Here is a 24948-nt window from a genome sequence, read left to right on the forward strand (position 1 = left end):
ATGGTCGGCATCGGCAGGTTCCAGTTGAACTCCTTTGATGCCGCCGACATCACCGCGAAGCCTTGCGCATAGGCGCCGATCTTGGCGGCCAGCAGCGCGCTTTCGAGATCCCTGATGAAGGCTGCCTTGTCGGCCACCTTGAAGTCGCCGACCTCAGGCAGCCCGAGGATCTTTTCGGCCGCTTCGCGTTCGTCCTTCATCGAGGAGGTGCTGCGCGCCGCAACCGCCGCCTCAATGCCGGTTGCCGGCACGCCCATGTTCTGCGCTTCGATCACCGACCACTTGCCGGTGCCCTTCTGGCCGGCCTTGTCGAGGATCAAATCGACGATCGGCTTGCCGGTCAGAGGATCAGCGGCCTTCAGCACCTTCTCGGTGATCTCGATCAGGTAGGAGTTGAGGCGGCCCTTGTTCCAGGTGCCGAAGACGTCGCCAATCTCGGTCGCCGACATCTTCAGGCCGTCGCGCAGGATGCCGTAGATTTCGGCGATCATCTGCATGTCGGCATATTCGATGCCGTTGTGGATGGTCTTGACGAAATGGCCGGCGCCGTTTTCGCCGAGCCAGGCAACGCAAGGGTCGTTGTCATACTTGGCAGCGATCGAGGTCAAAACGCTCTCGACGCGCTTCCAGGACTCCTCCTTGCCGCCGACCATGATCGACGGGCCGTGGCGCGCGCCCTCCTCACCGCCGGAAACCCCCATGCCGATGAAGGTCAGGCCACTGTCCTTCAGCGCCTCGAAGCGGCGCATCGTGTCGCGGAAGTTGGCGTTGCCGGCGTCGATCATGATGTCGCCCTTGGAAAGGTAGGGCTCGAGGATCTTCATCTGCTGATCGACCGGCTCGCCGGCCTTGATCATGATGATGATCGGGCGCGGCGGACGGATGGCGGCAACAAACTCTTCAATGGTGTCGCAGGGCACAATCTGGCCCTTGAGTTCACCGGCTTCCGCGTAGAACTTGTGCGTCGCCTCGACGGTGCGGTTGAACACCGCGATCTTGTTGCCCTTTTCAGCGATGTTGAGCGCCAGGTTCGAGCCCATGACGCCGAGACCGATTAGGCCGATTTCCGCCTGTGACACGTGATTGCTCCTTAGGAGATTGAACGCGAGCTGACGTTTTCGCGCGCTCGACGTGGAGGCTCCATCGATCGGGGGACCGGTCGACCGATGGAGCAATGAAGGCTAGAAGGCGAGTTGCACCTTCATCGAACGGCTACGGTCGCCGGCAGTCTCAAAGGCGCGCACCGCGTCTTCCAGGGGGAAGATCCCGGTCAAGAGTGGGGTCAGGTCCACCCGGCCGGCGTTAATGAGATCGACGGCAAGCCCGAATTCTTCGTGGAACCGGAACGTACCGCGCATCTCGATCTCTTTTGCCACCACGAGGTTTTGCGGGATGGCGACGTCGCCGCCAAGCCCGAGCTGGACGAGCACCGACCGCGGTTTGAGAACGTCGAGGCCGGAGCGCACCGCCTGCGCATTGCCCGAGGCCTCGAATTGGACGTCGAAGGTGCCCTTGTTGGCGGCATAGGCGGCAAGCTGATCGGGATTGTTGGCAACGTTGATCACCCGGTCGGCGCCGATCGATAGCGCCTTGTCGAGCACACCGTCCATCACGTCGGTCGCAACGATCTCACGCGCGCCGTGAGCGCGTGCGGCGATGATCGCCAGCGCCCCGATCGGGCCGCAGCCGGTGACCAAAACCCGCTTGCCAAGCAGCGAACCGGCGCGCGAAACGGCGTGAAGCGTCACGGCAAAGGGTTCGGCCATTGCGGCTTCGTTGCTCGAGACGCCGTCAGCGATTTTGTGGCACTGCCACGCCTCGGCAACCAGCCGCTGCCGAAACGCCCCCTGGATATGTGGCATCGGCATGGCGCTGCCGTAGAAGCGCATGTTCAGGCAATGGTTCTGCTGACCGCGCTGGCAATAGTCGCAGGACCCGCAGGGGCGGCTCGGTGACACCGCCACCCGATCGCCGACGGCCAACGTCGAGACACCGTCGCCGAGCGCCTTGACCGTGCCGGCAACCTCATGACCGAGGATCATCGGTTCGCGCAGCCGCACCGTGCCGAAGCCGCCATGGTTGTAGTAGTGGAGATCCGACCCGCAGATGCCGCCGGCCTCGATCTGAACCTCGACCTGGCCCTTTCCAGGCGCCTGCGTCTCTCGATCCTCGATCCGCAAGTCCTTGGCGGCGTGAATGACAACGGCTTTCATTTCGGGACCTCAAACGACAGGGGTGGGCAGAGCTTCGCCGGCAAAATGCGCGGCGAGATTGTCGCGCACCAGCTTGCCCATGGCCTTGCGGGTCTCGATGGTGCCGGAGGCGTGGTGGGGCTGCAGCAGGACATTGTCGAGCTTCAGGAAGCGAGGATTGAGCATCGGCTCACCCTCGAATACATCGAGCGCCGCCGAGCCGAGCGCACCGCTTTCGAGCGCGTCGAGCAGCGCGTCCTCATCGATGTTGGAGGCGCGCGAGATGTTGATCAGCATGCCGTCGGGACCGAGCGCCTCGATCACCTGCTTCGAGACGATGTGCCGCGTCGCAGCCGAGGCCGCGAGCGTCACGAGAAGCACATCCGACCGTTCTGCCAGGGCAACCGGATCGGCGACGAAGGTCATGCCATCCGCATAGGGTTTTTCGGAGACGTCGCTATAGGCAATGTCCATGTCAAAGCCCTTGAGGCGCTTGGCCACCTCGAAGCCGATGCGACCGAGGCCGAGTACACCGGCCCGCTGTCCCCAAACCCGCCGCTTCAGCGGATATAGGCCCTTGGCTGCCCAGCTTCCGTCCTTCACCCAGCTTTCCGCGCCGATCATACCGCGCGACTGGCAGAGCATCATGGCGACGCCGAGATCGGCAACGTCGTTGGTCAAGACGTCAGGGGTGTTGGTGACGCGGATCCCGCGCTCCCGGCAGGCGGCGAGATCGACGGCATCATAGCCGACACCATAGACGGAGACGATTTCGACCTGCGGCAGCTTGCCGATCAGATCGGCCGATGCGCCGAGCTCGCCTCGGGTCGCAATCGCCTGGATGTTCGGCCCATGCGTTGCAAGGAAGGCGTCCCGATTCTCGGCCTCGTAGATCTTGTGGACCGCGTAGCGCGCTTCGAGTTCCACCAGGTCCCAATCCGGATAGGGACCCATCAGCAGGATTTCCGGTTTCGTCATCAGTTTCCTCCCATGGTTGGTTCACTGGCGGCGCGATCGGCGCGGATCGCCAGCGTGTTCATCGCCAGCGCGACGATGCGCTCCAGCGACTGATCGATTTCGATGGTAACGACGTCCGCCTCCCCCGATGGCAGTTCGAGGGTGGCAAGCTGGCTATCGAGCAGCGCCAGCGGCATGTAATGGCCCTTTCGCTCACCCAGCCGCGCCGCGAGCAGCGCCCGGGTGCCCTGCAGAAAGACGAAGGTGATCGGTCGCCAGGCGACTTCCCTCAGCCGTTCGCGATAGGCTCGTTTCAAGGCCGAGCACGACACGACGGTCGCGGCCGGACTGGCCAGACGGGTGCCGATCTCGTCGAGCCAGGGCCAGCGGTCAGAATCGGTCAGCGGCGTGCCGCTGCGCATCTTCTCGACATTGGCCGCCGAATGCAGGCTGTCGCCCTCGATGAAGCGCGCGCCGAGATAGCTGGCGAGCCGGTCGCCGACGGTGGACTTGCCGCAGCCGGATACGCCCATGACGACGACCGGGCCAAAGCCGCGACGGAGTTCAGAGACTGGTCGTGATACCGCCATCGACATAGAGCGTGTGTCCATTGACAAAAGAGGAGGCGTTGCTTGCCAGGAAGACCGCGGCACCCACCAGTTCTTCGACATCGCCCCAGCGGGCCGCCGGCGTGCGCTTTTCCAACCAGGCGGAAAACTCGGCGCTGTCGACCAGCGCCTGGTTCAGCGGCGTCTTGAAGTAGCCGGGCGCAATCGCATTCACCTGCAATCCATACTTTGCCCAGTCGGTGCACATGCCGCGTGTCAGGTTCCTGACCGCGCCCTTGGTCGCCGTGTAGGGCGCGATCGATGGGCGCGCGAGCTCGCTCTGCACCGAGGCGATGTTGATGATCTTGCCGGCGCCGCGACCGATCATGTGTCGGGCGACCGCCTGGCCGACGTAAAAGACGCTGGAGACATTCGTCTTCAGCAATTGCTCGAAGCGCTCGGCGGGAAAGTCTTCAAGCGGCGCGCGAAACTGCATGCCGGCATTGTTGACGAGGATGTCGATGGCGCCGATATCCTGCTCGATCTGGTCGACTCCGCGCTTTACCGCGTCCGCGTCCGTGACGTCGAAATCCGCGACATCGACAGTGTAGCCGGCATCCTTCAATGCGGCAGCGGCCGCCTCCAGCTTCGAGCGGTCGCGACCGTTGAGGACAAGTGCAGCTCCGTGTTCGGCAAGACCACGCGCCAGCGCCAAGCCTATCCCTTGCGACGAGCCCGTCACCAAGGCGCGCCGCCCTTTGAGGTCAAAAAGTGGAAATGACAAACCTACTCTCCTTTACCGCCGGGCGCTCGCACGAGACGTCCCGGCCCTTGGTCAGCCTTCGATCACGAGCCCTTTTGCCTTCAGCACCGGCTCGAGCTTGCTGACTTCGATGACCGATTTTCCTGCCTTGTACGCGGCAATGTACTCGGCTTCGGCATCCTCGCGCGCCTGCGACAGCTTCGCGACCTCAAATGCTTCTTCCCGCCGCACCACGACCAGGCCATCAGCGTCGCCGACGATGATGTCGCCGGGATGGACAACCTCCCCACCGATGATGATCGGGTCGTTGGTCGAGGTCAGAGTTTCCTTGACCGTGCCCTTGATGCAGACGCTGAGCGAAAACACCGGGAAACCGAGTTCGCGCAGTTGCAGAGTGTCGCGCACGCCGCTGTCGGTCACAAGACCGCCAATTCCCTTGGCAAGGCAGGCGTTGGCTAGCACGTCGCCAAACGATCCGGCCTCTTCGTATTCGCCCGCCGAAACGACGATGATGTCGCCCGGCTGAGCGTAGTCGATTGCAAGCTGTAGCATGATGTTGTCGCGGGGTGCGCAACGGACCGTGAAGGCCGGACCGCAGAGCTTCATGCGGTAGTCGACGGGTTTGATGCGGGAGGACAATGCCCCCCGGCGTCCCTGCGCCTCATGGATCGTTGCCGGCGAGAACTTGGCCACCGCTTCCACTTCGGCGGCACTCGGGCGAACGGGCATTTTCTTGATATGCGTCATGATTTTTCCCATGGGTGGTCGCGGCGGGCGCGACGCCCGCCGTTTGCGTTGTTCAAGACATTTGGAAGAACGGGGGTCGCTTACGCGCGACCCGGCCCCATCAGGGGATCGGGTCGAATTTCAGTTCGGAGAGCGGTGCAACCTTGTCGGTGCGAGCCATCTTGTATTCGGTGTTCGGGCCGAGCCACTTGTCCCAAATCTGGTTGATCTCGCCGCTATCATCGAGCTTGTGCAGCACTTCGTTGATCTTGGCCGTCAGTGCCGGCTGATCCTTTGCCATGCCGACGCCGATCGGCTGGAACAGCATGGGCTCAGGGATCATTCGCATTTCCTTGCCGCGGGTCTTCGATTCGTTGACCAGCTTGGTGGTCGTCATCGTGTTGGCGACCATGCCGCGGGCCTTGCCCTGCTGCACGGCGAGATAAGCCGACGCCGTGTCCTGGAAGGTGAGCGGCTCGGACTTGTTGAGCTTGATCGACATTTCGGAGGTCGAACCCTTGGTGGAGGCAAGGCGCTGGCCGGCATAATCGGTCTTTGCCTTGCCTGCATCGTCCGCCGGCACGATCAGCATTTCCTTGGCGAGGTAATAGGGATCGCTGAACTGGATCTGTTCGGCACGGCTCTGCGTATAGGCAAGATTGGCGACGGTGATATCGACCCGGCCGAGTTTCACCTCCGGTACGCGAGCTTCAACGGAAACCGGTTTGACCTCGGCCTTCACGCCGAGTTCACGGGCGATTGCGCCGCACAGATCGACGTCGAAGCCGACCATTTCACGCGTCTTTGCGTCCGGAGCGGCGAAGGGCGGCACGTCCGCGAAAGTCGCGCACCTCAGTGTCTTGTTGGCGAGGATGTCTTCAAGCTGATCGGCCTTCGCCGGACCTGCGAGCGCTGCCGCCGCGACGGTCATTCCAAGAATAAGATGGCTGCACTTCATTGCTGTTCTCCTTCGTTGTTGGTCTTGCTTGTTCTAGTGGCGCAGGTCGGCGAGAAACCGCTGCGCACGCGGATGCCTGGGGTTCTTGAAGAATTCCTCAGGCGTCGCGGTCTCGATGATCTGGCCTGCGTCGATGAACCAGATGCGGTCGGCGACATCACGGGCGAAGCCCATTTCGTGCGTGACGCACATCATGGTCATGCCTTCGGCGGCAAGCGACTTCATGACGTTCAGCACTTCTCCGACCATTTCCGGGTCGAGCGCGCTGGTCGGCTCATCGAACAGCATCACGGGCGGCTCCATGGCGAGCGCGCGAGCGATCGCCACGCGCTGCTGTTGCCCGCCGGACAATTGGCCCGGATAGGAGTTTGCCTTTTCGCGAAGGCCGACACGGTCGAGCAGCTTCAAGGCCTTCTCGTGTGCCTCTGCCGGGGCCACGCCCTTCACCCGGATCGGGGACATTGCGACATTGTCGACCGCGGAGAGGTGCGGGAAAAGATTGAAGCTCTGGAAAACGAAGCCGATGCGGCTGCGCAGGCGGTTGAGGTCTCGCCCGCTCATCTGTGCGTGGACGTCCTGCCCTTCGAAGAAGATCGAACCACTGTTGATCTCCTCGAGCCGGTTCACCGTGCGGATCAAGGTCGACTTCCCCGAGCCGGAGGGACCGCAGATGACGACCACTTCGCCCCGCGCGACTGTCGCGTCGATGCCTTTCAAGACGTCATAGTCGCCATAGCTCTTGCGGACATCGGCGAGCCGGATCGCCTGATCCTTTGCAATAGTGGAGGTTGACGCGGTCATGGCTGCTCCGTGGCGTTCGGTGTCAGGGAAATCGGCAACTGCCTGCGGCGTTTCGGGGCAATAAGGCCAGCGCGCCGGCGTGTAATGCGCCGCTCGACGACGTTGGTGAGCCAGGTGAGCGACCAGCAGATCACGTAGTAGGTCAGCGCCAGGATTAGGAAGACCTGGAAGGGTTGCGTGAGGAGCTGGTTGTTGACCTGGCTGGCGGCGAAGGTGAGATCCGGCACGTTGATGACGTAGCCGAGCGTCGTGTCCTTGATGGTTGCGACGAAGGTCGACAGCATGCTCGGGATCATGTTGTAGAGCGCCTGCGGCAGGATCACGTAGCGCATCGCGCTGAAATAGCTGTGACCGAGCGCACGAGCTGCATCCATCTGGCCCTGCCCCAAGGCAACGATGCCTGCCCGGATGATCTCGCTCAGGAACGCGCCCTGGTAGACAACCAGGGTCGTCAGCATGGTGAGGAAGCTCGGCACATCGGCGCCCGTGAGCAGCGGCACGAGGAAGTAGCTCCAGAGCACGAGCATCAGGAGCGGCACGCCGCGCGTCACATAGACGAGTACGGTCACCGGCCAACGCAGAACCCGGTATTTAGAGAGCCTGGCGAAAGCCAGAAGGATCGCGAACGGAAAGGCAATCGCGATGCTAAGCGCCGAAAGGATCAGCGTATTGGCAAGGCCGCCGAGCGGTCCGTTCGGGTACTGCCCAATAAGGAGCAGGAGCCAGTATTGGTCGACGATGGCGATCAGGTCATGGATCATCGTCTCGCTCCATTCGCCGGATCAGCTCGCCAGGTGAGGTAGGCACCAGCGGCCATGATTATCAGGGTGAAGAAGAGATAGAGGACCGTACCGACCAGGTAGATTTCGAAGGTTCGGAAGGAGAGGTTCTCGATCTCCTTGACGGCATGGGTGAGCTCCGGCGCGCCGATTACAATGGCAAGGCTGCTGTTCTTGAAGAGCGAAACGCTGTGATTGACAAGCGCCGGCAAGGCATTGCGAACACCCTGCGGGATCAGCACGAAGCGCATTGCAGAGAGATAGCCATGACCCAGGGCACGTGCCGCCTCCATCTGGCCGGGATTGACCGAGCGCAGGCCGGAGCGCAGATCCTCGCTGAAGTAAGCCGCCTGGCAGAGGCCAAGGCCGACGATGGCGAAGATCATTTCCGCCGAATGCGCAGAGAGCCAGTCAGCCAGCCCTGAGGGCAGGATGGTGTAGATGCCGAAGTACCAGAGCATGAGCTGCACGAGTGTCGGCACATTTCGGTGGTAGGAGACGTAAGCTGCGACCACCGTGTTGCCGATGCGGCCGGGAGAAAAACGGACGGCGAGCAGGATGACCGCAAGTGTCATGGCCAGGGTCCACGAGCACACGGCGATGATGAAGGTCATCTCGATGCCATGCAGCAGCATGGCGACGTATTCCGGGTTTCCGAGGATCGCGGCGAGTTCGAAGCCCTTCACGACCGTGGTTCCTTCGTCTGCGGTTTGGCCGTCTGCAGTCCACCCATCACCTGAAGCGTCGGGGTGATTTCCATGTGCCCGATGTTGACAGCGACGGGTGCGGCGATCGCAAAGGCGATCGCATCGGCGATGTCGCTCGCCTGCGGCAGTTCAAAGCCGTCGATGAAGCGCTCGCGGATGGAAGGATCGTTGCCGTGAACATGATTGAAGATGTCGGTAGCGACCCGGCCCGGGCAGATCTCGGTTACGCGCACGCGCTTGCCGAAAGTGTCGATGCGCAGCTGGTTGGACAGCATGCTGACGCCGGCCTTGGTCGCTTGATAGGTGGAGTTTCCATTGAAGTTGTAGTTGCCGGCAATCGAAGAAATGTTGATGACATGGCCGCAGTCGCGCTCAGCCATGCCAGGCACGATCAGACGGCAGAGATGGAGGACGGCGCGCAAGTTGACATCGACGAGGAGATCGATGTCGCCATCCTCCGCCTCCAGAAATTTCTTCGGCCGGTCGACGCCGGCATTGTTCACCAGAATGTCGAACTCAACTTCACCGGCAAGCTTCGCCAGGGCGGCACGGTCGGTTACGTCGATTGCGTGAGAAATGCAGCCGGTGCGCTCCGCAAGTGCCTTCAGCGCATCGGCGCTACGGGCAACCGCATGCACCTCGAGGCCCTCGCGGCGGAGCCGCTCGACGACCGCAGCACCGATCCCGGAGGATGCGCCCGTCACGAGTGCGGTTCTGTAATCGGAAAAGGACATTGTGGTTCCCCTGTTGTTGAAAGCGAGAGTAGCGAAGCTTTCCGCCTCTGAATAAGACCGTTTGAATCTGGATGGATAAGGATGGCTTATGGACTTGCGGCAAGCCCGTTGCCCTGTAACATCTGGGGCGAACAGGCAGGCAGGGCATATGGATATCAGGCGTCTCAAATCCTTCATCGTCATCGTCGACACCGGTAGCATCACGCGTGCAGCCGACGTTCTCCACATCGCCCAACCGGCCCTCAGCCAGCAGCTTGCCGCGCTGGAAGACCATTTCCGCCAGAAGCTTCTGATCCGCAGCCAGCAGGGGGTCTCGATGACGGAGGCCGGCAAGGCCGTTTACCGTCATGCCCAAATCATCCTGCGGCAAATGGACCAGGCACAGGCGGACGTAAAGGCAGCTGGCGACACGCTTGTCGGGCGCGTCTCGGTTGGTCTCGTGCCCTTTTCGAGTGCGGCCACGCTCTCCGTCGAGCTGTTGACAGAAACGCGCAAGCGCCATCCCGGCATCTTACTGCATCTGACCGAAAGTGTGGGTCAGACCTACAGCCAGATGATCATGAATGGCCGGCTGGAAATGGCACTGATCCATGGAACCGGACCCATCAAGGGTGTCCGGTTCGAGCCTGTCTTCGTGGAAGAATTTCACCTCGTGGCGCACCGCAATTTCGGCATCGAACCGGGTGACGCGCCGCTGCCGTTGAGCGCTCTCAATGACGTTCCGCTGCTCCTGCCGCCGCCCTACAATTTCGTGCGCCGGGCGATCGACCTTGCCTTCACGCGCGCCCGTTTCTCGTTGAATGTCGTGGCCGAGGTCGAGATCGTCCGCACACTCGCGCGCGCCGTCAGCGGCGGGGTCGGCGCGACCATCATGCCACGCGCCATCGCTGAACGGATCATTGCGGAGTCGCCGGAACCTCTCGTCTCGCGTATGGTCACGCCGAAGATCGAAGAGACCCTCTCGCTCTGTGTTTCCGATCAGAGCGAACTGTCGGAGCCGGCACTGGCGGTGAGATCTATCCTCATGGAGCTCACCGCCCGCCTCAAGGTTTAACGGCTGAGCGTTTACTTCAAACCGGCGCAGAAATCAGCGATGCGGTCGCAGGCCTCACTCAGCTGTTCCATGCTGGTGGCATAGGAAATCCGGAAGAACGGGCTCATCCCGTAGGCAGCCCCCTGCACGGTCGTCACGTGATGTTCGTCGAGCAGCGCCAATACGAAATCGGTGTCGTTCTCGATCCTGCGACCTTTCTTGCTGGTCCGGCCGATGAACTCGGCAATGTTCGGGAAAACGTAGAAGGCGCCTTCCGGCTTGTGGCAGCGGATCCCTTCGATCGCGCCCAGCCGCTCAACCACGAAGTCGCGCCGCTTCCTGTAGATCGCCGCCCGCTCCCTAAGGATGTGCTGCGGACCATCGAGCACGGCGGCAACGGCGGCCTGGGTGATCGTCGACGTGCCCCCGCTGTTCTGGCCGTTGACATTGCTGATCGCCTCGATCAGGTCTTTCGGGCCGCCGCAGAAGCCGAGGCGCCAGCCGGTCATCGCATAGGCCTTCGATGCACCGTTGACCGTCAGCACGCGATCCTTAAGGCGCGGTTCGACCTCGGCAATCGTGCAGAACTCGAAGTCGTCGTAGATCAGGTGTTCGTACATGTCGTCGGTCATGATCCAGACATCCGGGTGCCTGAGCATCACCTCGGCAATCTCTTTCATCTCGGCGCGTGAGCAGGCAGCACCGGTCGGGTTGTTCGGGAAGTTCAGAAACAGCCACTTGGTGCGCGGCGTGATCGCGGCTTCGAGGTCTTCGGCCCTGAGTTTGAATCCGTTCTGTTGCGGGCAATCGACCGGAACCGGTACCGCGCCGGCGAATTTCACTATATCCGCATAGCTGATCCATGAGGGCGAAGGGATGACGACCTCGTCGCCGGGATTGCAGGTGGCAAGGACGGCATTGAAGATGATCTGCTTGCCGCCGCCGGCCACAACGATCTCGGAGGGATCGTAGTCGAGGTTGTTGTCCCGCTTGAACTTGCGGGCGATGGCTTGCCGAAGTGGCGGCGTTCCGTCGAGTGGTGGATACTTCGTGTCGCCTGCAAGAGCTGCGGCATGGGCCGCCTCGACGGCGTTTGCGGGCGTCGGAAAATCCGGCTCGCCTGAGGAGAGGCTGATAACCTTGATGCCGTTTGCTGCAAGGTCGCGGGCGCGCTGGCTCATGGTAGCAGAAGCGGAAACGGAAACGTTCTTCAAGCGGTCGGCAATAGCGGGCATGATCGTTGCTTTCGATAGGGACGGATAAGGTTTGTAGTGTGCGAGGGCTCAACCCAGAAGCTTGGAGACGGGCGTGACCACGCCGCCAGCCGCCTCGATTTCGCTGCGGACGGTACGGGCAAGTTCGAGCGAACCCGGCGTATCGCTGTGCACGAGGATGGAACGAGCCAGCATGGGGATCACGGTCCCGTCGATGGCGGTTACGGTCCCCTCGATCAGAAACTGCCGCACCCTTGCGCGCACCAGGGCCTCCTCCTTGACGAGGGCACCGGGCTTGCCACGCGGCACGAGTTTGCCTTCGGCGTCATAGGCGCGGTCCGCAAGGAAGAGGGTCAGCGTCTTGAGCCCGGCATCGAGCGCCGCGCGTTCAATGGTGCTGCCGGACGTGCCAAAGACAATCAACTCGGGATCGACCGCACGGATCGCCGCCATCATCGCAGCCGCCAGGGTCGGGTCGCGATTGACCATGTTGCCCATTGCAGCATGAAAACTGACATGGGAGACGCGCACATCTTCCGCGCGGGCGATCGCAATCAGCGCGCCCAGCTGGTAGAGCATCTGCTGGCGCAGCTCATCAGGTCCGAAGGGCAGTTCGCGGCGACCGAAACCTTGCCGGTCCGGCAAGCCCGGATGCGCACCGACATCAACTCCCCTCGCCCGTGCGAGACGCACCATCCGGGCCATCGTCTCGAGGTCGCCGGCATGAAAACCGCAGGCGACGTTGGCGGAGGTCACGACATCCATCATCGCCTCATCGTCGCAAAGCGAATAGGGTCCGAAGCCCTCGCCCATATCGGAATTGAGATCCACCTTCATGAATGTCTCCTAAGCCATGGCGGCGAGCGCCTTGCTGACGAGGCGCGCGGTATTTCTGATGTCTTCGACATAGGCGGCGAGCGCCTTCTCAATGGCCCGAGCCTCAGCGTGCGTGGCCGGCACGAAACGCAGCGTCGAACCGATGCGAGCCTGCCCCATCCGCCAGAGATCCGCCTCGATGACGCCGGCGATCTTCGGATAGCCTCCGGCCGTGTTGGCATCGCTCATCTGGACGATCGGTTCGCCTGCAGGCGGCACCTGGATGACACCGGGCACGACGCCGTGCGAACGCATCTCCACCACCTCCACCGGATGGATCGGATCTCCGCTGAGACGGTAGCCGGTGCGGTCGCTGCGCGCCGAGATCTTCCACGGCTGGCGCCAGAACCGGTCCGCGTCGGCTCCGAAGAGGTCGTGTTCGCCGGCCGGGAGTGCGCGAATGAGAAGCGCACCATGTTCGTCGACAGGAAACACATCCTTCAAAGCAACCGCTGGCGGCACAACGCCGAAACCACCTTTCGGCAGGACAGCGGGTTCAACCGGACCGGTCGTGATGCCGTCGCCGGCGGCAAGGGTCCTGCCCGCAAGCCCGCCGAAGCTGCCACGCAACGACGTGCTGCGCGATCCCATCACCTGCGCCACATCGACCCCGCCAGCCAGGCTCACATAGGCCCGTGCATCGCGAAGCGGCGGGAAGAGCTCCAGCACCTGACCGGCCTCAATTTCCGCAGCCCACCAGGGCGGCAGGGCGACACCGTCGAGCTTCGCCCGGCAATCGGCACCCGTAAGCGCGAAAGCGCCACCTTTGGCAAAACATAGCCGGAAGGGGAAAGTCTGCACCTCGATGACGGCGGCACCCTGCGGATTGCCAAGGAGAATGTTGCCGATCTCCAGTGCCACGGGATCCATTGCTCCTGAGGCCGTGACCCCGATATTTCGATAGCCCGGACGCCCCCTATCCTGGACAGTGTTCAGCGGGCCGGTTTCGAGGATTTCGATCACAAGTCGATCCTTTCAGGGCGGAAGCGCACGGTATCGCCAGGCGCCATCAAGGCGGGCGCTGCAGCCAGCGGATCGAACATCTGAAGTTCGGCAAAGCCGATCGAATTCCATCCGTTCGGGCCGGTCAGCACGGCAACACCGGTTTGCATGCCGCCGATCGTGACGCAGCCCCGCGCCATCTTGAGCGAGGGCACGGTCTTTCGCGGCATGTGGATGCGTGGATCAAGTCCGTGCAGGTACCCGAAGCCCGGCGCACTGCCGAGAGCGAAGACGCGATAGATGCCTTCGTGGTGAATGCGCACGACCTCCCGGTCGCTGAGGCCGCTGAGGTCGCAGAGCGCCGGCAGGTCGGTGGCATGTTCGCCGCCATAGGTGACGGAGATTTCAATTTGCCGACCGGCAAGTTCGATGCCCTGCGAACGCTGCCATTCGTCCTGCAGGTGCCGGACGACAGCTTGCGGATCGTCCGGGGTCTCCTTCAAGAGGACCAACAGGTTGGTCATGCCAGGAACGATTTCGGCGACGTCTTCGTGCGTCTCGAGCGCGCGGGAGAGCGCCCAGATGCGCCTCTGGTTCGGCAGGTCGAAGGCCCCGGGTGCTTCGAGCAGAAAGGCACGCGTGCCGATGAAGGAAATCTTCGCCAGCGCCTCGGTATTCGGGACGATTGAGGCAGGCGACGGGAACGGGGCCTGTTGCAGGAGGCTCATTGGGCGTGTTCCATGGTCAAAACGGGATCTCCGTAGCCGATCAACTCTCCGGCACGGGCATGAACGTCTGCGACGATCGCGGTTGCCGGCGCGACCACCGGGACGAGGATGGGCCCGACCTCGACGAAACCGGCGATATCGCCGGCTTCGAGCGCTCGGCCCTCACCGGCAAGCGGTGAAGCGTCCGATCCAGCGGGATGCCGGTCGCGAAAAACCCCGGCAAGCGGCGCCTTGACGGCCCGGCCTTCGGGCACCAACGAGGTCACATCCTGAGCCTCTTGACGACGCTCGACCGGGCTGGCGTCGGGGGCCAGCACGATCTTCAAGGCGTGGCCGTCCTTCGTGCTGATCTCCAACTCGCTCGCGCCGGAAGCGCCAAGCCAGGTGGTCAGAGTGGAGATGAGGGCCGGATCGGAGAAGTCACCGATCACGGATCTGCCTGACGAGCGGTCACGCCTTGACACCGGCTTCCTCCCTCAAACGTTTTTCAAGATGATGGATATCGACGCAGCCCTGCATGAAATCCGGATCTGCAAATATCCTTTCGTGCAGCGGGAGGTTGGTGGAGATGCCTTCGATCCTGGTTTCCGAAAGCGCGACCTGCATGCGCCGGAGCGCCTCGTCGCGGGTCGGGGCGTGGACGATCAGCTTGGCAATCAGGGAATCATAATACGGGGAAACCCGGTATCCGGCCGAGACATGGGTATCGACGCGAATGCCCGGTCCGCTTGGAAAACGAACCGCTGAAATGCGGCCGGGAGCGGCCACGAAAGTGGTCGGGTCCTCTGCATTGATACGGCATTCGAAGGCGTGTCCTTGCGTCTCTCCGCGGAAACGGCGCGTGTCGAGCACGTCGCCCTGGGCCGAACGCAGCTGCTCGTGCACGAGATCGACGCCCGCTGTCGCCTCCGTCACGGGATGTTCGACCTGCAGCCGGGTGTTCATTTCGATGAAGTAGAACTCGCCGTGCTCGTAAAGGAACTCGAAGGTCCCAACCCCACGATAACCGATCTGCCGGCAGGCCTCCGCGCAGCGCGCGCCGATCCTCTCTGCGAGTTCCGGTGCGATACCGGGTGCCGGCGCCTCCTCGACGACCTTCTGGTGCCGTCGCTGAACGGAGCAATCGCGATGACCAACCCAGACTGCATTGCCGTGATTGTCGCAGAGCACCTGGAATTCGACATGGCGCGGGTGCTCCAGAAACTTTTCCACGTAGAGCTCAGGCTTGCCGAAGGCCCGGCGCGCCTCCTCGCGCGTGATCGCGACCGCATCGGCTATATCGGCGCCGTCGCGCACGACGCGCATGCCCCGCCCGCCGCCGCCGCCGGCCGCCTTGACGATGACCGGGTAACCAATGGCCTCAGCGGTGGCGCGCACGGCATCTATGTTATCAGGTAGAGGCTCGCCCGGTCCCGGCACGCAAGGGACGCCGGCCGCCATCATCGCGCGCTTGGCAGCGATCTTGTCGCCCATGATGCGGATTGCCGAGGCCGGTGGGCCAACGAAAACCAGTCCGGCCCTTTCGACCGCTTCGGCGAATTCCGCATTCTCCGAGAGAAACCCGTAACCCGGATGGATCGCCTCCGCGCCGGTCACACGCGCTGCAAGCAGGATCGCCGCCTGGTTGAGATAACTCCTGGCTGGTGCTGACGGCCCGATCGAGAGTGGACCACCTTCGCCCGGTGCTGCCGCGCCGGCCCTATCCGCCTCGGATGCAACACGGATCGCGCGAAGGCCGAGTTCCTTGCAGGCCCGTTCGATCCGGACGGCGATTTCTCCTCGATTGGCGATGAGGACGGACAGAAATGGATGACCGGTTTTCCGGGCGGCCTCGAAAGACGCGTCCATCACCCGATCTCCACGAGCGGGTCGCCGAAGGCGACCTCCTGGCCGTCCGCAAAGAAGATGCGCTTGACGATGCCGCCGAACGGAGCCGAAATGGTCGTGAAGACTTTCATCGCCTCCACGATGCAGAGAGCTTGCCCCACCTCTACCGGATCGCCTTCCGCCACGATTGGAGCGGATCCCGGGCTGTTTGACTGATGTACGATGCCTGAGGTCGAAGCACGAACAAGCTGCGTTTGCGGCTGGTCGTCCAACCTTGGCGGCTCGACCGTCGATGGCGTTGCCTGCACGGTGGTTGGGATTTCCAGGTTGGCTACACGAGCCGGATTGCGAATGACGACAGTCGTGTCCGCATCGCTGACTGTCAGCTCCGAGACATGCGAACGCCCGACAAAGTCGAGAAGCGTCTTGATCTTTTGCAGATCCATTGTTTTCCCCACGGAATGAAGGTCACCGGGGTGCGGCCCTGGAGCCGTGATCCGTCCGGTGCAGTTGGGGAAATCTTACACAGCATCCCGTTTGATGGGGGCAGACAAACTTTGAATAGAGAGCCACCGCTCCCTCTCCCGCTGCTCCACGAGGACTCTTGGACGAATGGCCCGCACGAGTTGGTTTCGAAGATCACAGATAATCCGGGCCGCCGTCACAACATCGTCACGAAACACACGAACAACTTGCTTCGTATAGATGGCGGAGGCTCAGATGGACTACTTCAGGCGCTTCACCTTTTTGTTCGCGACACCCGCCTTCGACAGCGAGGACCTGGAGGGGGCCCGCTACCACCAGATCGTCGAGGAGATCGAACGGTCCGGTTTCGAGGTGGTGCGCGCACGCAATCTTGAAGACGCCGAAATCGCCGTCCAGACGGACGCGGCCATCGGTTGCATGATGGTCGATTGGGGCAAGAAGGGCATGGAGGGCAAGACAGCCTCCCTCATCAATCTGATGCGCCGCCGAGGTCTCGAGTTTCCGATCATTCTCTTGATCCGCCGCAAGCGCTTCGAGGATGTGCCGGTAGAAGTGCTCGACTTCATCGACGGTTATGTCTTCCTGTCCGAGGAGACCCCCGCCTTCATCGCAAAGAACCTCATCAGCCGCCTCAAGCAGTATGCCGAGACGATGAAGACACCTTTCTTTGGCGCGCTGGTGGATTACGCCGAGGAAGGCAACCAGCTCTGGACATGTCCCGGCCATAATGGCGGCGTGTTCTATAGCCGCAGCCCGGTCGGCCGCGTGTTTATGGAGCATCTGGGCGAAGCGGTTTTCCGCGACGATCTCGACAATTCCGTGCTCGACCTCGGCGATCTCCTGACCCATGAGGGCCCGGCGCTCGCGGCGCAGAAGGAAGCCGCCAAGATTTTTGGCGCGGAGAAGACATATTTCGTCCTCAACGGCACCTCGACCTCCAACAAGATCGCGCTCTCCGCCCTCGTCACCGATGGCGACCTTGTTTTGTTCGACCGCAACAACCACAAGGCAGCCCATCACGGCGCGCTGATGATCTCCGGCGGTATCCCGGTCTATGTGCCGACCGCGCGAAACGCCCATGGCCTGATAGGGCCCATGGATTTTGGCTCCCTGAACGAGGAGACGCTGCGGGAACGCATCCGCACCCACCCATTGGTCAAGGACCCCAACGCCTGGCAAAAGCCGCGCCCGTTTCGGGTGGCGGTGGTGGAACAGTGCACCTATGACGGCACGATCCACAATGCGGAGATGATCCTGAAGGCCATCGGGCATCTGTGCGACTACATCCTGTTCGACGAGGCCTGGGCGGGCTTCATGAAGTTTCATCCGCTCTATGCCGGTCGTTTTGCCATGGGCCTTGCAGAACTCGGACCCGAAGCGCCGGGCATCATCGCCACGCAATCCACGCACAAACAGCTTGCGAGCTTTTCACAGGCTTCGCAGATCCACATGAAGGATCGGCACATCACCGGCCAGAAGCGGCGGGTCGAACACCGGCGCTTCAACGAGAGCTTCATGCAGCACGCGTCGACATCGCCCTTCTATCCGCTCTTCGCCTCCCTGGACGTCGGCGCGCAGATGATGAAGGGCCGCTCTGGCGAAGTGCTGTGGGACGATACGATCCGCCTCGGCATCGAATTGCGCAAGAAGATACGGGCCGTGCGCCGGGAGTTCGAGGAGAAGGAGCGTCGGCCCGAGCGCCGCTGGTTTTTCGAGCCCTTCGTGCCGGACCGTGTGGCGATGCCGGATGTGGCAAGCCCTGGAGCGGTGCACGACGTGCCCTGGGAGAGTGTTGCCACCGATCAGCTCGCCATCAATCCTGCCTTCTGGCACCTTGCCCCGGGTGCTGCGTGGCACGGCTTTTCCGATATGGCGCCGGGCTTCGCAATGACCGATCCCAACAAACTCACACTGCTCACGCCCGGGTTTGAAAGGGCGACCGGCGCATATACCGAGCATGGCATTCCGGCGCCGATTGTCGCGCAATACCTGCGGGAAAACCGGATCGTCGCGGAAAAGAATGACCTGAATTCCCTGCTGTTCCTGCTCACGCCCGGCGTCGAGGCAAGCAAGGCGGGCACATTGATCAGCGGCCTTGTCGCTTTCAAGCGGCTTCATGACGACAATGCGCCTCTGGAAGAGGCGATCCCGGAATTCTATCGTCGCCGGCCCGGTCGTTACGCTGGCGTGCGGTTGCGAGACCTGTGCGGCGATATGCATCGCTTCTTCCGCGACGCCAATGTCAGCGCGCTGCAGGCGAAGCAATTTTCCGAAGCGCACCTGCCTGATATCGCCCTTTCGCCCCACGACGCGGCGCGCTGCCTCGTGCGCAACGATGTGGACTATCTTCCGATCGACGCCATCGCCGGACGGATCGCAACGACGCCTTTCGTCGTCTATCCGCCGGGGATCGCCACCATCGTGCCGGGCGAGCGGTTGACCGAGCGTGCGCAGCCAATGATCGAATACCTCAAGATGTTCGAAGCTTGTTTCAACACGTTTCCCGGCTTTGACGTCGAGATCCAAGGTCTCTACCGTGAAACGGACGCATCGGGCCGCGTACGACTTCATACCTACGTCGTCGCCGAATAGGATTTAGGAATTTCGGATCCTCATGCCGCAGGACAAGTCAATCGTCATTCGCCCGTCGCGGGACGGCGACGTGGACGCCATGCTGGCGATCTATCGCCGCCACATTCGCTTCGGCATCGAGGAGGGTGTGGACGAGGGCGACACGCCACAGCCGGACGATCTGCGCGAGCGGCGGAAGAACTTGAAGAGCCGCCGCTTCCCGCACCTTGTCGCGATCAAGGAGGGCGCAGTGGTCGGCTACGCCTATGTCGTACTGTTTCGCAAGCGACCTGCCTACCGCTATACCGTCAAGCACTCGATCTATGTTCATCACGAGCATCTGGGCCAGGGCATCGGAGGTCTGCTGATGCGCGGCCTGATCGACGCTTGTGCCGCAGCCGGCTTCCGGCAGATGATCGGCTATATCGATGCCGAGAATGTTGCCTCGCTGTCTCTGCACGATCGGTTCAACTTCCTTCGCGTTGGCCTCCTGCAGGGGGTAGCCTATCGCTACGGGCGCTGGGCGGACAGCGTCATGGTCCAACGCTCGCTCGGCACCGGCGCGACGACGCCACCGCCTCCCCCGCCCCTTTCCACCCGTTGACGATCGAAGTTGGAAACCCGGGTGGGCTGCGCCCGCTCAAGCCTCCCCGAGAGGCGGCCGCGACTCCCTGGCCTTCATTCAGCACTCGATCTCTGACGCCGGCTAAAAACCTTTGCGTAAACTGAGGGCGTCTTTCCGACATAACCAAAGAACGCACTTGAAAATGCGGAGCTCGAAGAGAAACCGGCTTCGAAAGCAGTCTCCGTTATGCAATGTCCCTCTTTGCGCAGAAGTTCCATCGCCCGGTTCATCCGTTGTTCACGGATGAGTTGTAACGGATCCGGAAATCGAGAGGGCCGCATAGCCGGGTCATGCGCGGCGCCGCCCAAACAAGTCTGACTACCGGATGGGCTGTTCCCCGATCGCCAGCTCGCACCTCTCAAAACCTTCGCGTGCGCAAGCTAGTTGGCCTAAGCGGTGCTCAAGGTGGCCGCCCCTTAGTCCCGCCGTTCTGTCGCTCAAAGCATGATATCACGCCGCTCGCCCTCCGGACCTGGTTCGACGAGTTCGATCAGCACGTTGTCCGGGCCCTTTAGATAGACAACCCGCCGCCCCGCCCAGTGCCCGTTTGCCACGACCTGCGGCGCGCCGAAGGCGCTCCACCCGTAGGGCGCTGCCATGCGCAGAGTAGCATCGACGTCCCGCACCATGAGTCCGATGTGCGATGCCCCGCTGTCGCATGCCTGGAAGGCAAGCGCCTTTCGCCCTAAAGCCGTCTTGTACTCCAGAAGTTCGACGATATGCGGCCCCTTTGCTAGCATGGCAAGCTCAATGGACCCGTCACGAACTCCCGTCACGTCGCAAACGAAATCACGATCCTCCAAAACATCCCTTCCAATGAGCTCGAAGCCGAGAACGTTGATCCAGAAATTCAGCGACGTTTTTAGGGACGAGACCGTAATCCCGAAATGATGGACCGCTATGCCTGATACATCCTCAGGCATAGCGGTCCTCCCGAAACAGATACAGCGCCTGTTGAACGGGCCGATCCGAGAAGGAGAAGAGCACACTGTCCTCGTCGCTCTCATGGCGTACGTCGTGCCACGAGGGCACGACGAAGATGTCGCGCTTGCCCCATTCGATCACGGTATCGCCGATATGTGATCGCCCGCGCCCTTCGATCGGTACGAAAACGGTGGCATCGGTCGAGCGGTAACGGGCGGTTGTAAACCCGAAGGTGCCGATGGTCGCCATGGCGTGGTTTCCGGTGATCGGATTGGTGTAGCGCATCTTCAGTCCGTGACACGGATCCCAGGCATCGTGGCAGCGCATGCGTTCCAGTGCGTCGCGTGTGCGCTCGTAAGGGTAGTTGAAGACGGGGGACGTGCCTCCGCCAACACCATGGTCGACTGGCAGGAGGTTGGCGCCGTAGTGGCGTCGCTGTCGCCGATCGGGCGGTCCAGCGGCTGCTCGTCCTGGTCTAGATGTTCCGCGAACGAGGCGTCGAGGAACTGCACGATAGGGATGTCGAGCCCGTCGAGCCAGAAGATCGGCTCGGAACTCTGGTTGCCGTGATCGTGCCAGGCCATCGGCGGGGTGATGATGAAATCGCCCTCGTGCATGATAGTCTTTTCGCCGTTGACCGTCGTATGGGCACCGCTGCCTTCCAGCACGAAGCGGAGCGCGCTTTGCGTATGGCGGTGGGCCGGCGCCACCTCGCCGGGCAGTACGAGCTGCACCCCGGCGTAAAGATCGGTGGTGATTTTCGATTGCCCGCGCAGGCCGGGATTTTCGAGCACGAGCACGCGCCGCTCGGCCTCTTTGGCGGTGATCAGGCCGCCGGCTTCGAGGATGGCCTCGCGGATCGTCGGAAAGCTCCAATGCGCCGGGCGGCAATGGCTGCGTGGCGTTGGTGTGACGAGATCGGTCAGTGACGTCCACAGCGGCGTCATGTTGTTCTGGCCGATCCGGTCATAAAAGTTCTGGCTTCTGGCTGACCTGCATCATCGTCGTCGCCGCGCTGTTCCCGAGCTACCTTGTCGACCATCTGCACCTCAACATGGACCAGATGAGTTTCATCCTCTCTTCCATGGGTTTTGGCGGGGCAATCGGCGCGTTGCTGCTGCCAGCGCTGTCTGACCGGGTCGGTCGCAAGCCCGTCATGCTCCTGTCGGCCGTGCTGGCCTTCGGCGCCTTCTGGATTTGCGGCGGAGCAGGCGCGAATGTCACCGTGCTCTTCCTCTGCATGATGGTGGCGATGGGCAGCCTCTATGCGCTCCTCACACTGACGGTCGGTCCGATCACGGCCGAATCCGTGCCCGCTCGACTGATGGCCACGGGCTCCGGGATGGTCATCGGCATCGGTGAAATCTTCGGCGGCGGCTTTGCGCCCGCCATCGCCGGCACCATCGCAAAACACTACGGCATCGAGCATGCCGCGGCGGTCCCACTCTATGCCCTCGGCCTCGGCATCGTCGTCATCCTGCTTCTCAAGGAAACCGCCCCCATCCGCCTTCGCGGCAAGACCGCCGCCGAGCCCGTCGCTGCAGGAGGCGTCCATGTCGGCTGATCCCCACACTGCCTCGACCGAGGCCCTGCTTCTCGCAGAAGGCTACACGTCAGAAATTTCGGCAAAAGCGGCAAAGATTCGAGGGTTACGGTCGAAGAAATCGAACGGTCTGGTCAACGCATCTCGCGCTATATCGTTCGATTTTCTCGACCGTAACCAATCATTTTATTCGACTATTCCCCCAAGCTATTTGATGCGAGCTTTTTCCCAAGCCGCAAGGGCGACTGCTTCCAACCAACGGAGAACAACAATGGCGAAGGTACTGGGTCCTCTATTATTCAACCTACGGACACATCGAGACGATGGCCTATGCCGTTGCGGAGGGAGCCCGAAAGGCGGGAGCCCATGTCGACGTCAAGCGCGTTCCGGAGACCGTTCCGGAGGAGATCGCGCGCAACAATCATTTCAAGCTCGATCAGGTAGCTCCGGCCGCCACCATTGCCGAGCTGGCGGGCTATGATGCGATCGTGGTTGGGACCGGCACGCGCTTTGGCCGTATGTCCTCGCAGATGGCTGCGTTTCTCGATCAGGCGGGCGGCCTGTGGGTCAAGGGGGCCTTGCATGGAAAGATTGGTGCGGCCTTTTCTTCCAGCGCAACCCAGCATGGCGGACAGGAAACCACCCTGTTCTCGATCATCACCAACCTTCTACATTTCGGCATGATGATCGTCGGGCTTCCTTACAGCCACCAGGGTCAGATGAGCGTCGACGAAATCGTCGGCGGTGCGCCCTACGGCGCAACCACGGTGGCCGGCGGCGACGGATCGCGCCGGCCGACCGAAATCGACCTCGCCGGTGCCCGCCACCAGGGCGAACTGGTAGCCGCTGCTGCCATCAAGGTTTTCGGCTAGACCGATCCGTCGGAGGCTAGTGCCTTCGGCTTCCAATCAACCCCGACAATTCCAAGGAAACATCGTCCCGCGCGCGGGCGAGGAGCGAAGCCATGTCAGCGGATTTCGACGGCAAAGTGGTCCTGGTCACCGGCGCAGGCTCGGGGATCGGCCGGGAGGCGGCAAGGCTGTTTGCCGAGCGCGGTGCCCATGTTTTCGCGGCCGACCTCAATCAGAGCGGCCTTGAGGAAACGAAGGACATCGCGGCGCCAGGAAAGATCGATATCTTCAGCGTTGACGTTTCGAGCGAAGAGCAGGTGAAAGCCCTCCTCGTGCGCATCGAAAAGGATGCCGGTCGGCTGGATGCGGCGTTCAACAACGCGGGCATCACAGGGGGCACTCACCGGATCGAGGACTACCCGACCGACGATTTCGACCGGGTGCTGACCGTCAACCTGCGCAGCGTGTTCCTCGGCATGAAATACGAGATCCCGCTGATCGCAAAAACAGGTGCGGGCGCGATCACCAACACGGCTTCCGTCGCGGCACTGACCGGACCGGGCGGCATGAGCGCCTATGCCGCCTCCAAACACGGCATCCATGGCCTGACCCGCGTCGCGGCGATGGAGAACGCCAGCCGCAACATCCGCGTCAACGCGCTTGCCCCCGGCTGGACCGAAACACCGATGGTGGTGGCCAACAGCGCCCAGAACTCGGCTTTTGCCGACCTTGCCCGAAAAGCCATCCCCGCCAAGCGGGGCGGCCAGCCGCGCGAACTCGCCGAAGTGGCCGTGTGGCTCAGTTCCCCGGCCGCCAGCTACGTCTTCGGCCAGATGATCGTCGTCGACGGCGGCATGACCATCGGCGGTTTCGAACTCTAACCCCTGACATCGAAGGATACCACCATGACCAGAAGTGCAGAAAGCGAAGTGGCGATCGCAGTAGTTCGCCGGAACACCGAGGAAGTACAGGGAAAGGGCAATTTCGCCGTCTTCGACGAAGTGTTTTCCGAGGACTTTCTCGACCATACGCCGCAGCCGAACATGGTGCCGGACAAGGAGGGTGTGCGCGGCCTCTATGCCGGCCTGCGCAAGGCTTTCCCGGATTTCCATGCGGTCATCCACTGGCAGACCGCCGAGGGCAACCTCGTGACGACCTTCAAGACCTATTACGGCACGCACAAGGGAACCTTCCTCGGCATCGAGCCCACCGGCAAGACGATCCAGTTCGAGACTGTCGATGCCATGCGCGTCGTCGATGGCAAGATCACCGAACACTGGGGCGTCGCCAACCTCTATTCGCTCGTCGGCCAACTCGGCCTCCAGCTTCAGCCGAAGGGCTGAGCCATCCCATCTTGCCGAAGGAAACTTGCCATGAGTGACATTCTGAAGAACAAGGTTGTCGTCGTGACGGGCGCATCGAGCGGCATCGGCCGCGCCATCGCCATCCGCGCCGCCGAACATGAGGCGAAAGCCGTGATCGTCGCCGATATCACCGAGGCGCCGCGCGAGGGCGGCCGACCGACGGTCGCGGAAATCGAGGCGATCGGACCGGCCGCCCGCTTCGTGAAAGCCGACGTCAGCAAGCGCGCCGACAATGACGCCCTCATCGCTGCGTCGGCCGAATTCGGCGGTGTCGATGTCATGGTCGCCAATGCCGGGATCACGTTGCGCACCGACGGCGCGGACGTACCTGAGGAAGATTACCACCGGCTGTTGTCGATCAATCTCGATGGCCCGCTGTTCGGCGCGCAGGCCGCCGCCCGCCAGATGAAGGCGAATGGCAAGGGCGGCAGCATCGTGCTGATGGCCAGCATGGGCGGGATATCGGGCGCCGGAATCACCGTCGCCTATTCCACCAGCAAGGGCGGCGTTGTGTTGATGGCGAAATCGCTTGCCGACGCGCTCGGCCCCGACGGCATCCGAGTCAATGCGGTCGCGCCGGGCACCATCGATACCGAGCTTCTGCGCACCAGCCCCGGTATTGCCGAGGCATCGGAGGGGTTTCGCAAGCGCACGCCGCTACGCCGCCTTGGCCAGCCCTCCGAGGTGGGCGACGCGGTCGCCTATCTCGGCTCGGATCTCTCCAGCTACGTCTCGGGCATCGCGCTTCTCGTGGACGGCGGCCTGCTGGCAGTCCTCTGACCCCTCAAGGAACTCGACA

The 24948-nt window shown here is 62.4% G+C and carries 28 protein-coding genes and 1 pseudogene; 8 read left to right on the top strand and 21 right to left on the bottom strand.

The window, feature by feature from the left end:
* From gndA to ACTJKE_RS26835, 11 genes are all read right to left on the bottom strand, one after another.
* Positions 1–1079 (bottom strand): NADP-dependent phosphogluconate dehydrogenase (gene gndA / locus ACTJKE_RS26785; protein WP_440692735.1); only part of this gene is annotated, 1079 nt, incomplete at its 3' end.
* 102 nt (positions 1080–1181) lie between these two features.
* Complete coding sequence (locus ACTJKE_RS26790) at positions 1182–2213, bottom strand: L-idonate 5-dehydrogenase (protein WP_440692961.1); 1032 nt, start codon at positions 2211–2213, stop codon at positions 1182–1184.
* Between the two features lie 9 nt (positions 2214–2222).
* Entirely contained in the window at positions 2223–3170 is a 948-nt protein-coding gene (locus ACTJKE_RS26795; RefSeq protein ID WP_440692963.1) for a 2-hydroxyacid dehydrogenase, read from the bottom strand.
* Entirely contained in the window at positions 3170–3745 is a 576-nt protein-coding gene (locus ACTJKE_RS26800) for a gluconokinase (RefSeq protein ID WP_440692965.1), read from the bottom strand. The genes ACTJKE_RS26795 and ACTJKE_RS26800 overlap by 1 nt, the downstream gene beginning before the upstream one ends.
* Entirely contained in the window at positions 3714–4481 is a 768-nt protein-coding gene (locus tag ACTJKE_RS26805) for an SDR family oxidoreductase (RefSeq protein WP_058329527.1), read from the bottom strand. The genes ACTJKE_RS26800 and ACTJKE_RS26805 overlap by 32 nt, the downstream gene beginning before the upstream one ends.
* A 51-nt stretch (positions 4482–4532) precedes the next feature.
* Complete coding sequence (locus ACTJKE_RS26810; RefSeq protein ID WP_058329528.1) at positions 4533–5207, bottom strand: 4-carboxy-4-hydroxy-2-oxoadipate aldolase/oxaloacetate decarboxylase; 675 nt, start codon at positions 5205–5207, stop codon at positions 4533–4535.
* A 100-nt stretch (positions 5208–5307) separates the two neighbouring features.
* Positions 5308–6144 (bottom strand): ABC transporter substrate-binding protein, encoded by an 837-nt coding sequence (locus ACTJKE_RS26815; protein ID WP_058329529.1) that lies wholly within the window; start codon positions 6142–6144, stop codon positions 5308–5310.
* A 33-nt stretch (positions 6145–6177) separates the two neighbouring features.
* Positions 6178–6945 (bottom strand): amino acid ABC transporter ATP-binding protein, encoded by a 768-nt coding sequence (locus tag ACTJKE_RS26820; protein WP_058329530.1) that lies wholly within the window; start codon positions 6943–6945, stop codon positions 6178–6180.
* A complete protein-coding gene (locus ACTJKE_RS26825; RefSeq protein WP_058329531.1) occupies positions 6942–7706 on the bottom strand; it encodes an amino acid ABC transporter permease in 765 nt (254 codons plus the stop codon). The genes ACTJKE_RS26820 and ACTJKE_RS26825 overlap by 4 nt, the downstream gene beginning before the upstream one ends.
* The gene (locus tag ACTJKE_RS26830) at positions 7703–8410 is read right to left on the bottom strand and encodes an amino acid ABC transporter permease (protein ID WP_440661474.1); all 708 of its coding nucleotides are present in this window, start codon (positions 8408–8410) and stop codon (positions 7703–7705) included. The genes ACTJKE_RS26825 and ACTJKE_RS26830 overlap by 4 nt, the downstream gene beginning before the upstream one ends.
* Entirely contained in the window at positions 8407–9165 is a 759-nt protein-coding gene (locus tag ACTJKE_RS26835; protein WP_440692967.1) for an SDR family oxidoreductase, read from the bottom strand. The genes ACTJKE_RS26830 and ACTJKE_RS26835 overlap by 4 nt, the downstream gene beginning before the upstream one ends.
* Positions 9166–9313: 148 nt before the next feature.
* Between ACTJKE_RS26835 and nac the strand changes: the two genes are divergently transcribed.
* Entirely contained in the window at positions 9314–10219 is a 906-nt protein-coding gene (nac, locus tag ACTJKE_RS26840; protein ID WP_058329533.1) for a nitrogen assimilation transcriptional regulator NAC, read from the top strand.
* An 11-nt stretch (positions 10220–10230) separates the two neighbouring features.
* Here nac and ACTJKE_RS26845 read toward each other — a convergent pair whose 3' ends face one another.
* Genes ACTJKE_RS26845 through ACTJKE_RS26875 form a run of 7 tightly spaced genes read right to left on the bottom strand, consistent with a single transcriptional unit; the run spans position 10231 to position 16231 of the window.
* The gene (locus ACTJKE_RS26845; RefSeq protein WP_440692969.1) at positions 10231–11433 is read right to left on the bottom strand and encodes a pyridoxal phosphate-dependent aminotransferase; all 1203 of its coding nucleotides are present in this window, start codon (positions 11431–11433) and stop codon (positions 10231–10233) included.
* 48 nt (positions 11434–11481) lie between these two features.
* Positions 11482–12249: a LamB/YcsF family protein gene (locus tag ACTJKE_RS26850; RefSeq protein WP_058329535.1), complete on the bottom strand. Its 768-nt coding sequence runs from the start codon at positions 12247–12249 to the stop codon at positions 11482–11484.
* Positions 12250–12258: 9 nt separating this feature from the next.
* Positions 12259–13251, bottom strand: a complete 993-nt coding sequence (locus ACTJKE_RS26855) for a biotin-dependent carboxyltransferase family protein (protein ID WP_440692971.1) — start codon at positions 13249–13251, stop codon at positions 12259–12261.
* On the bottom strand, positions 13248–13958 hold the full coding sequence (pxpB, locus tag ACTJKE_RS26860) for a 5-oxoprolinase subunit PxpB (RefSeq protein WP_058329537.1): 711 nt from the start codon (positions 13956–13958) through the stop codon (positions 13248–13250). Before pxpB ends, ACTJKE_RS26855 begins: the two co-directional genes overlap by 4 nt.
* Entirely contained in the window at positions 13955–14422 is a 468-nt protein-coding gene (locus ACTJKE_RS26865) for a hypothetical protein (RefSeq protein WP_440692973.1), read from the bottom strand. Before ACTJKE_RS26865 ends, pxpB begins: the two co-directional genes overlap by 4 nt.
* Positions 14409–15806, bottom strand: a complete 1398-nt coding sequence (locus ACTJKE_RS26870) for an acetyl-CoA carboxylase biotin carboxylase subunit (RefSeq protein WP_440692975.1) — start codon at positions 15804–15806, stop codon at positions 14409–14411. Before ACTJKE_RS26870 ends, ACTJKE_RS26865 begins: the two co-directional genes overlap by 14 nt.
* Entirely contained in the window at positions 15806–16231 is a 426-nt protein-coding gene (locus ACTJKE_RS26875) for an acetyl-CoA carboxylase biotin carboxyl carrier protein (protein WP_058329540.1), read from the bottom strand. The genes ACTJKE_RS26870 and ACTJKE_RS26875 overlap by 1 nt, the downstream gene beginning before the upstream one ends.
* Before the next feature lie 274 nt (positions 16232–16505).
* Here ACTJKE_RS26875 and ACTJKE_RS26880 point away from each other — a divergent pair, with 274 nt between their 5' ends.
* Both ACTJKE_RS26880 and ACTJKE_RS26885 read left to right on the top strand, forming a co-directional pair.
* The gene (locus ACTJKE_RS26880; protein WP_440692977.1) at positions 16506–18863 is read left to right on the top strand and encodes an Orn/Lys/Arg decarboxylase N-terminal domain-containing protein; all 2358 of its coding nucleotides are present in this window, start codon (positions 16506–16508) and stop codon (positions 18861–18863) included.
* A gap of 22 nt (positions 18864–18885) precedes the next feature.
* Positions 18886–19446 (top strand): N-acetyltransferase family protein, encoded by a 561-nt coding sequence (locus tag ACTJKE_RS26885; RefSeq protein WP_440692979.1) that lies wholly within the window; start codon positions 18886–18888, stop codon positions 19444–19446.
* A 74-nt stretch (positions 19447–19520) separates the two neighbouring features.
* Here the strand turns inward: ACTJKE_RS26885 and ACTJKE_RS26890 are convergent, their stop codons facing one another.
* The 3 genes and pseudogenes from ACTJKE_RS26890 to gtdA all read right to left on the bottom strand — a co-directional run bounded on the left by ACTJKE_RS26890 (position 19521) and on the right by gtdA (position 21338).
* On the bottom strand, positions 19521–19748 hold the full coding sequence (locus ACTJKE_RS26890; protein ID WP_440638623.1) for a helix-turn-helix domain-containing protein: 228 nt from the start codon (positions 19746–19748) through the stop codon (positions 19521–19523).
* A gap of 156 nt (positions 19749–19904) precedes the next feature.
* Positions 19905–20390, bottom strand: a complete 486-nt coding sequence (locus ACTJKE_RS26895) for a VOC family protein (RefSeq protein WP_440692981.1) — start codon at positions 20388–20390, stop codon at positions 19905–19907.
* Positions 20383–21338: pseudogene (gtdA, locus tag ACTJKE_RS26900) on the bottom strand (gentisate 1,2-dioxygenase). Before gtdA ends, ACTJKE_RS26895 begins: the two are co-directional and overlap by 8 nt.
* On the opposite strand from gtdA, the gene ACTJKE_RS26905 reads away from it, so the two are divergent.
* The 5 genes from ACTJKE_RS26905 (at position 21317) to ACTJKE_RS26925 (ending at position 24929) form a co-directional block, all read left to right on the top strand.
* Positions 21317–21955, top strand: a complete 639-nt coding sequence (locus tag ACTJKE_RS26905) for an MFS transporter (RefSeq protein WP_113513660.1) — start codon at positions 21317–21319, stop codon at positions 21953–21955. The pseudogene gtdA and the gene ACTJKE_RS26905 overlap by 22 nt on opposite strands.
* Positions 21956–22257: 302 nt before the next feature.
* Positions 22258–22806, top strand: coding sequence for an NAD(P)H:quinone oxidoreductase (wrbA, locus tag ACTJKE_RS26910; RefSeq protein ID WP_440692983.1), 549 nt, complete (start codon positions 22258–22260; stop codon positions 22804–22806).
* A gap of 92 nt (positions 22807–22898) precedes the next feature.
* Entirely contained in the window at positions 22899–23666 is a 768-nt protein-coding gene (locus tag ACTJKE_RS26915; RefSeq protein WP_440692985.1) for an SDR family NAD(P)-dependent oxidoreductase, read from the top strand.
* A gap of 24 nt (positions 23667–23690) precedes the next feature.
* Positions 23691–24128, top strand: a complete 438-nt coding sequence (locus tag ACTJKE_RS26920) for an ester cyclase (protein ID WP_440692987.1) — start codon at positions 23691–23693, stop codon at positions 24126–24128.
* Between the two features lie 30 nt (positions 24129–24158).
* Positions 24159–24929: an SDR family oxidoreductase gene (locus ACTJKE_RS26925; RefSeq protein WP_440692989.1), complete on the top strand. Its 771-nt coding sequence runs from the start codon at positions 24159–24161 to the stop codon at positions 24927–24929.
* The last annotated feature ends 19 nt before the right edge of the window (positions 24930–24948 follow it).

Source organism: Ensifer sp. 22521 (assembly GCF_052044795.1).
Taxonomy (GTDB): Bacteria; Pseudomonadota; Alphaproteobacteria; order Rhizobiales; family Rhizobiaceae; genus Ensifer.

What these genes read in the sequence shown, in the direction of transcription:
- wrbA (WP_440692983.1), top strand. Translation starts at nt 22,258, where the DNA reads ATGGCCTATGCCGTTGCGGAGGGAGCCCGAAAGGCGGGAGCCCATGTC.
- ACTJKE_RS26875 (WP_058329540.1), bottom strand. Translation starts at nt 16,231, where the DNA reads ATGGATCTGCAAAAGATCAAGACGCTTCTCGACTTTGTCGGGCGTTCG.
- ACTJKE_RS26870 (WP_440692975.1), bottom strand. Translation starts at nt 15,806, where the DNA reads ATGGACGCGTCTTTCGAGGCCGCCCGGAAAACCGGTCATCCATTTCTG.
- ACTJKE_RS26790 (WP_440692961.1), bottom strand. Translation starts at nt 2,213, where the DNA reads ATGAAAGCCGTTGTCATTCACGCCGCCAAGGACTTGCGGATCGAGGAT.
- ACTJKE_RS26885 (WP_440692979.1), top strand. Translation starts at nt 18,886, where the DNA reads ATGCCGCAGGACAAGTCAATCGTCATTCGCCCGTCGCGGGACGGCGAC.
- ACTJKE_RS26810 (WP_058329528.1), bottom strand. Translation starts at nt 5,207, where the DNA reads ATGACGCATATCAAGAAAATGCCCGTTCGCCCGAGTGCCGCCGAAGTG.
- ACTJKE_RS26800 (WP_440692965.1), bottom strand. Translation starts at nt 3,745, where the DNA reads ATGTCGATGGCGGTATCACGACCAGTCTCTGAACTCCGTCGCGGCTTT.
- ACTJKE_RS26820 (WP_058329530.1), bottom strand. Translation starts at nt 6,945, where the DNA reads ATGACCGCGTCAACCTCCACTATTGCAAAGGATCAGGCGATCCGGCTC.
- ACTJKE_RS26920 (WP_440692987.1), top strand. Translation starts at nt 23,691, where the DNA reads ATGACCAGAAGTGCAGAAAGCGAAGTGGCGATCGCAGTAGTTCGCCGG.
- ACTJKE_RS26845 (WP_440692969.1), bottom strand. Translation starts at nt 11,433, where the DNA reads ATGCCCGCTATTGCCGACCGCTTGAAGAACGTTTCCGTTTCCGCTTCT.
- ACTJKE_RS26925 (WP_440692989.1), top strand. Translation starts at nt 24,159, where the DNA reads ATGAGTGACATTCTGAAGAACAAGGTTGTCGTCGTGACGGGCGCATCG.
- ACTJKE_RS26915 (WP_440692985.1), top strand. Translation starts at nt 22,899, where the DNA reads ATGTCAGCGGATTTCGACGGCAAAGTGGTCCTGGTCACCGGCGCAGGC.
- ACTJKE_RS26890 (WP_440638623.1), bottom strand. Translation starts at nt 19,748, where the DNA reads ATGCGGCCCTCTCGATTTCCGGATCCGTTACAACTCATCCGTGAACAA.
- ACTJKE_RS26835 (WP_440692967.1), bottom strand. Translation starts at nt 9,165, where the DNA reads ATGTCCTTTTCCGATTACAGAACCGCACTCGTGACGGGCGCATCCTCC.
- ACTJKE_RS26825 (WP_058329531.1), bottom strand. Translation starts at nt 7,706, where the DNA reads ATGATCCATGACCTGATCGCCATCGTCGACCAATACTGGCTCCTGCTC.
- ACTJKE_RS26880 (WP_440692977.1), top strand. Translation starts at nt 16,506, where the DNA reads ATGGACTACTTCAGGCGCTTCACCTTTTTGTTCGCGACACCCGCCTTC.
- nac (WP_058329533.1), top strand. Translation starts at nt 9,314, where the DNA reads ATGGATATCAGGCGTCTCAAATCCTTCATCGTCATCGTCGACACCGGT.
- ACTJKE_RS26850 (WP_058329535.1), bottom strand. Translation starts at nt 12,249, where the DNA reads ATGAAGGTGGATCTCAATTCCGATATGGGCGAGGGCTTCGGACCCTAT.
- ACTJKE_RS26815 (WP_058329529.1), bottom strand. Translation starts at nt 6,144, where the DNA reads ATGAAGTGCAGCCATCTTATTCTTGGAATGACCGTCGCGGCGGCAGCG.
- ACTJKE_RS26795 (WP_440692963.1), bottom strand. Translation starts at nt 3,170, where the DNA reads ATGACGAAACCGGAAATCCTGCTGATGGGTCCCTATCCGGATTGGGAC.
- pxpB (WP_058329537.1), bottom strand. Translation starts at nt 13,958, where the DNA reads ATGAGCCTCCTGCAACAGGCCCCGTTCCCGTCGCCTGCCTCAATCGTC.
- ACTJKE_RS26895 (WP_440692981.1), bottom strand. Translation starts at nt 20,390, where the DNA reads ATGCCTGAGGATGTATCAGGCATAGCGGTCCATCATTTCGGGATTACG.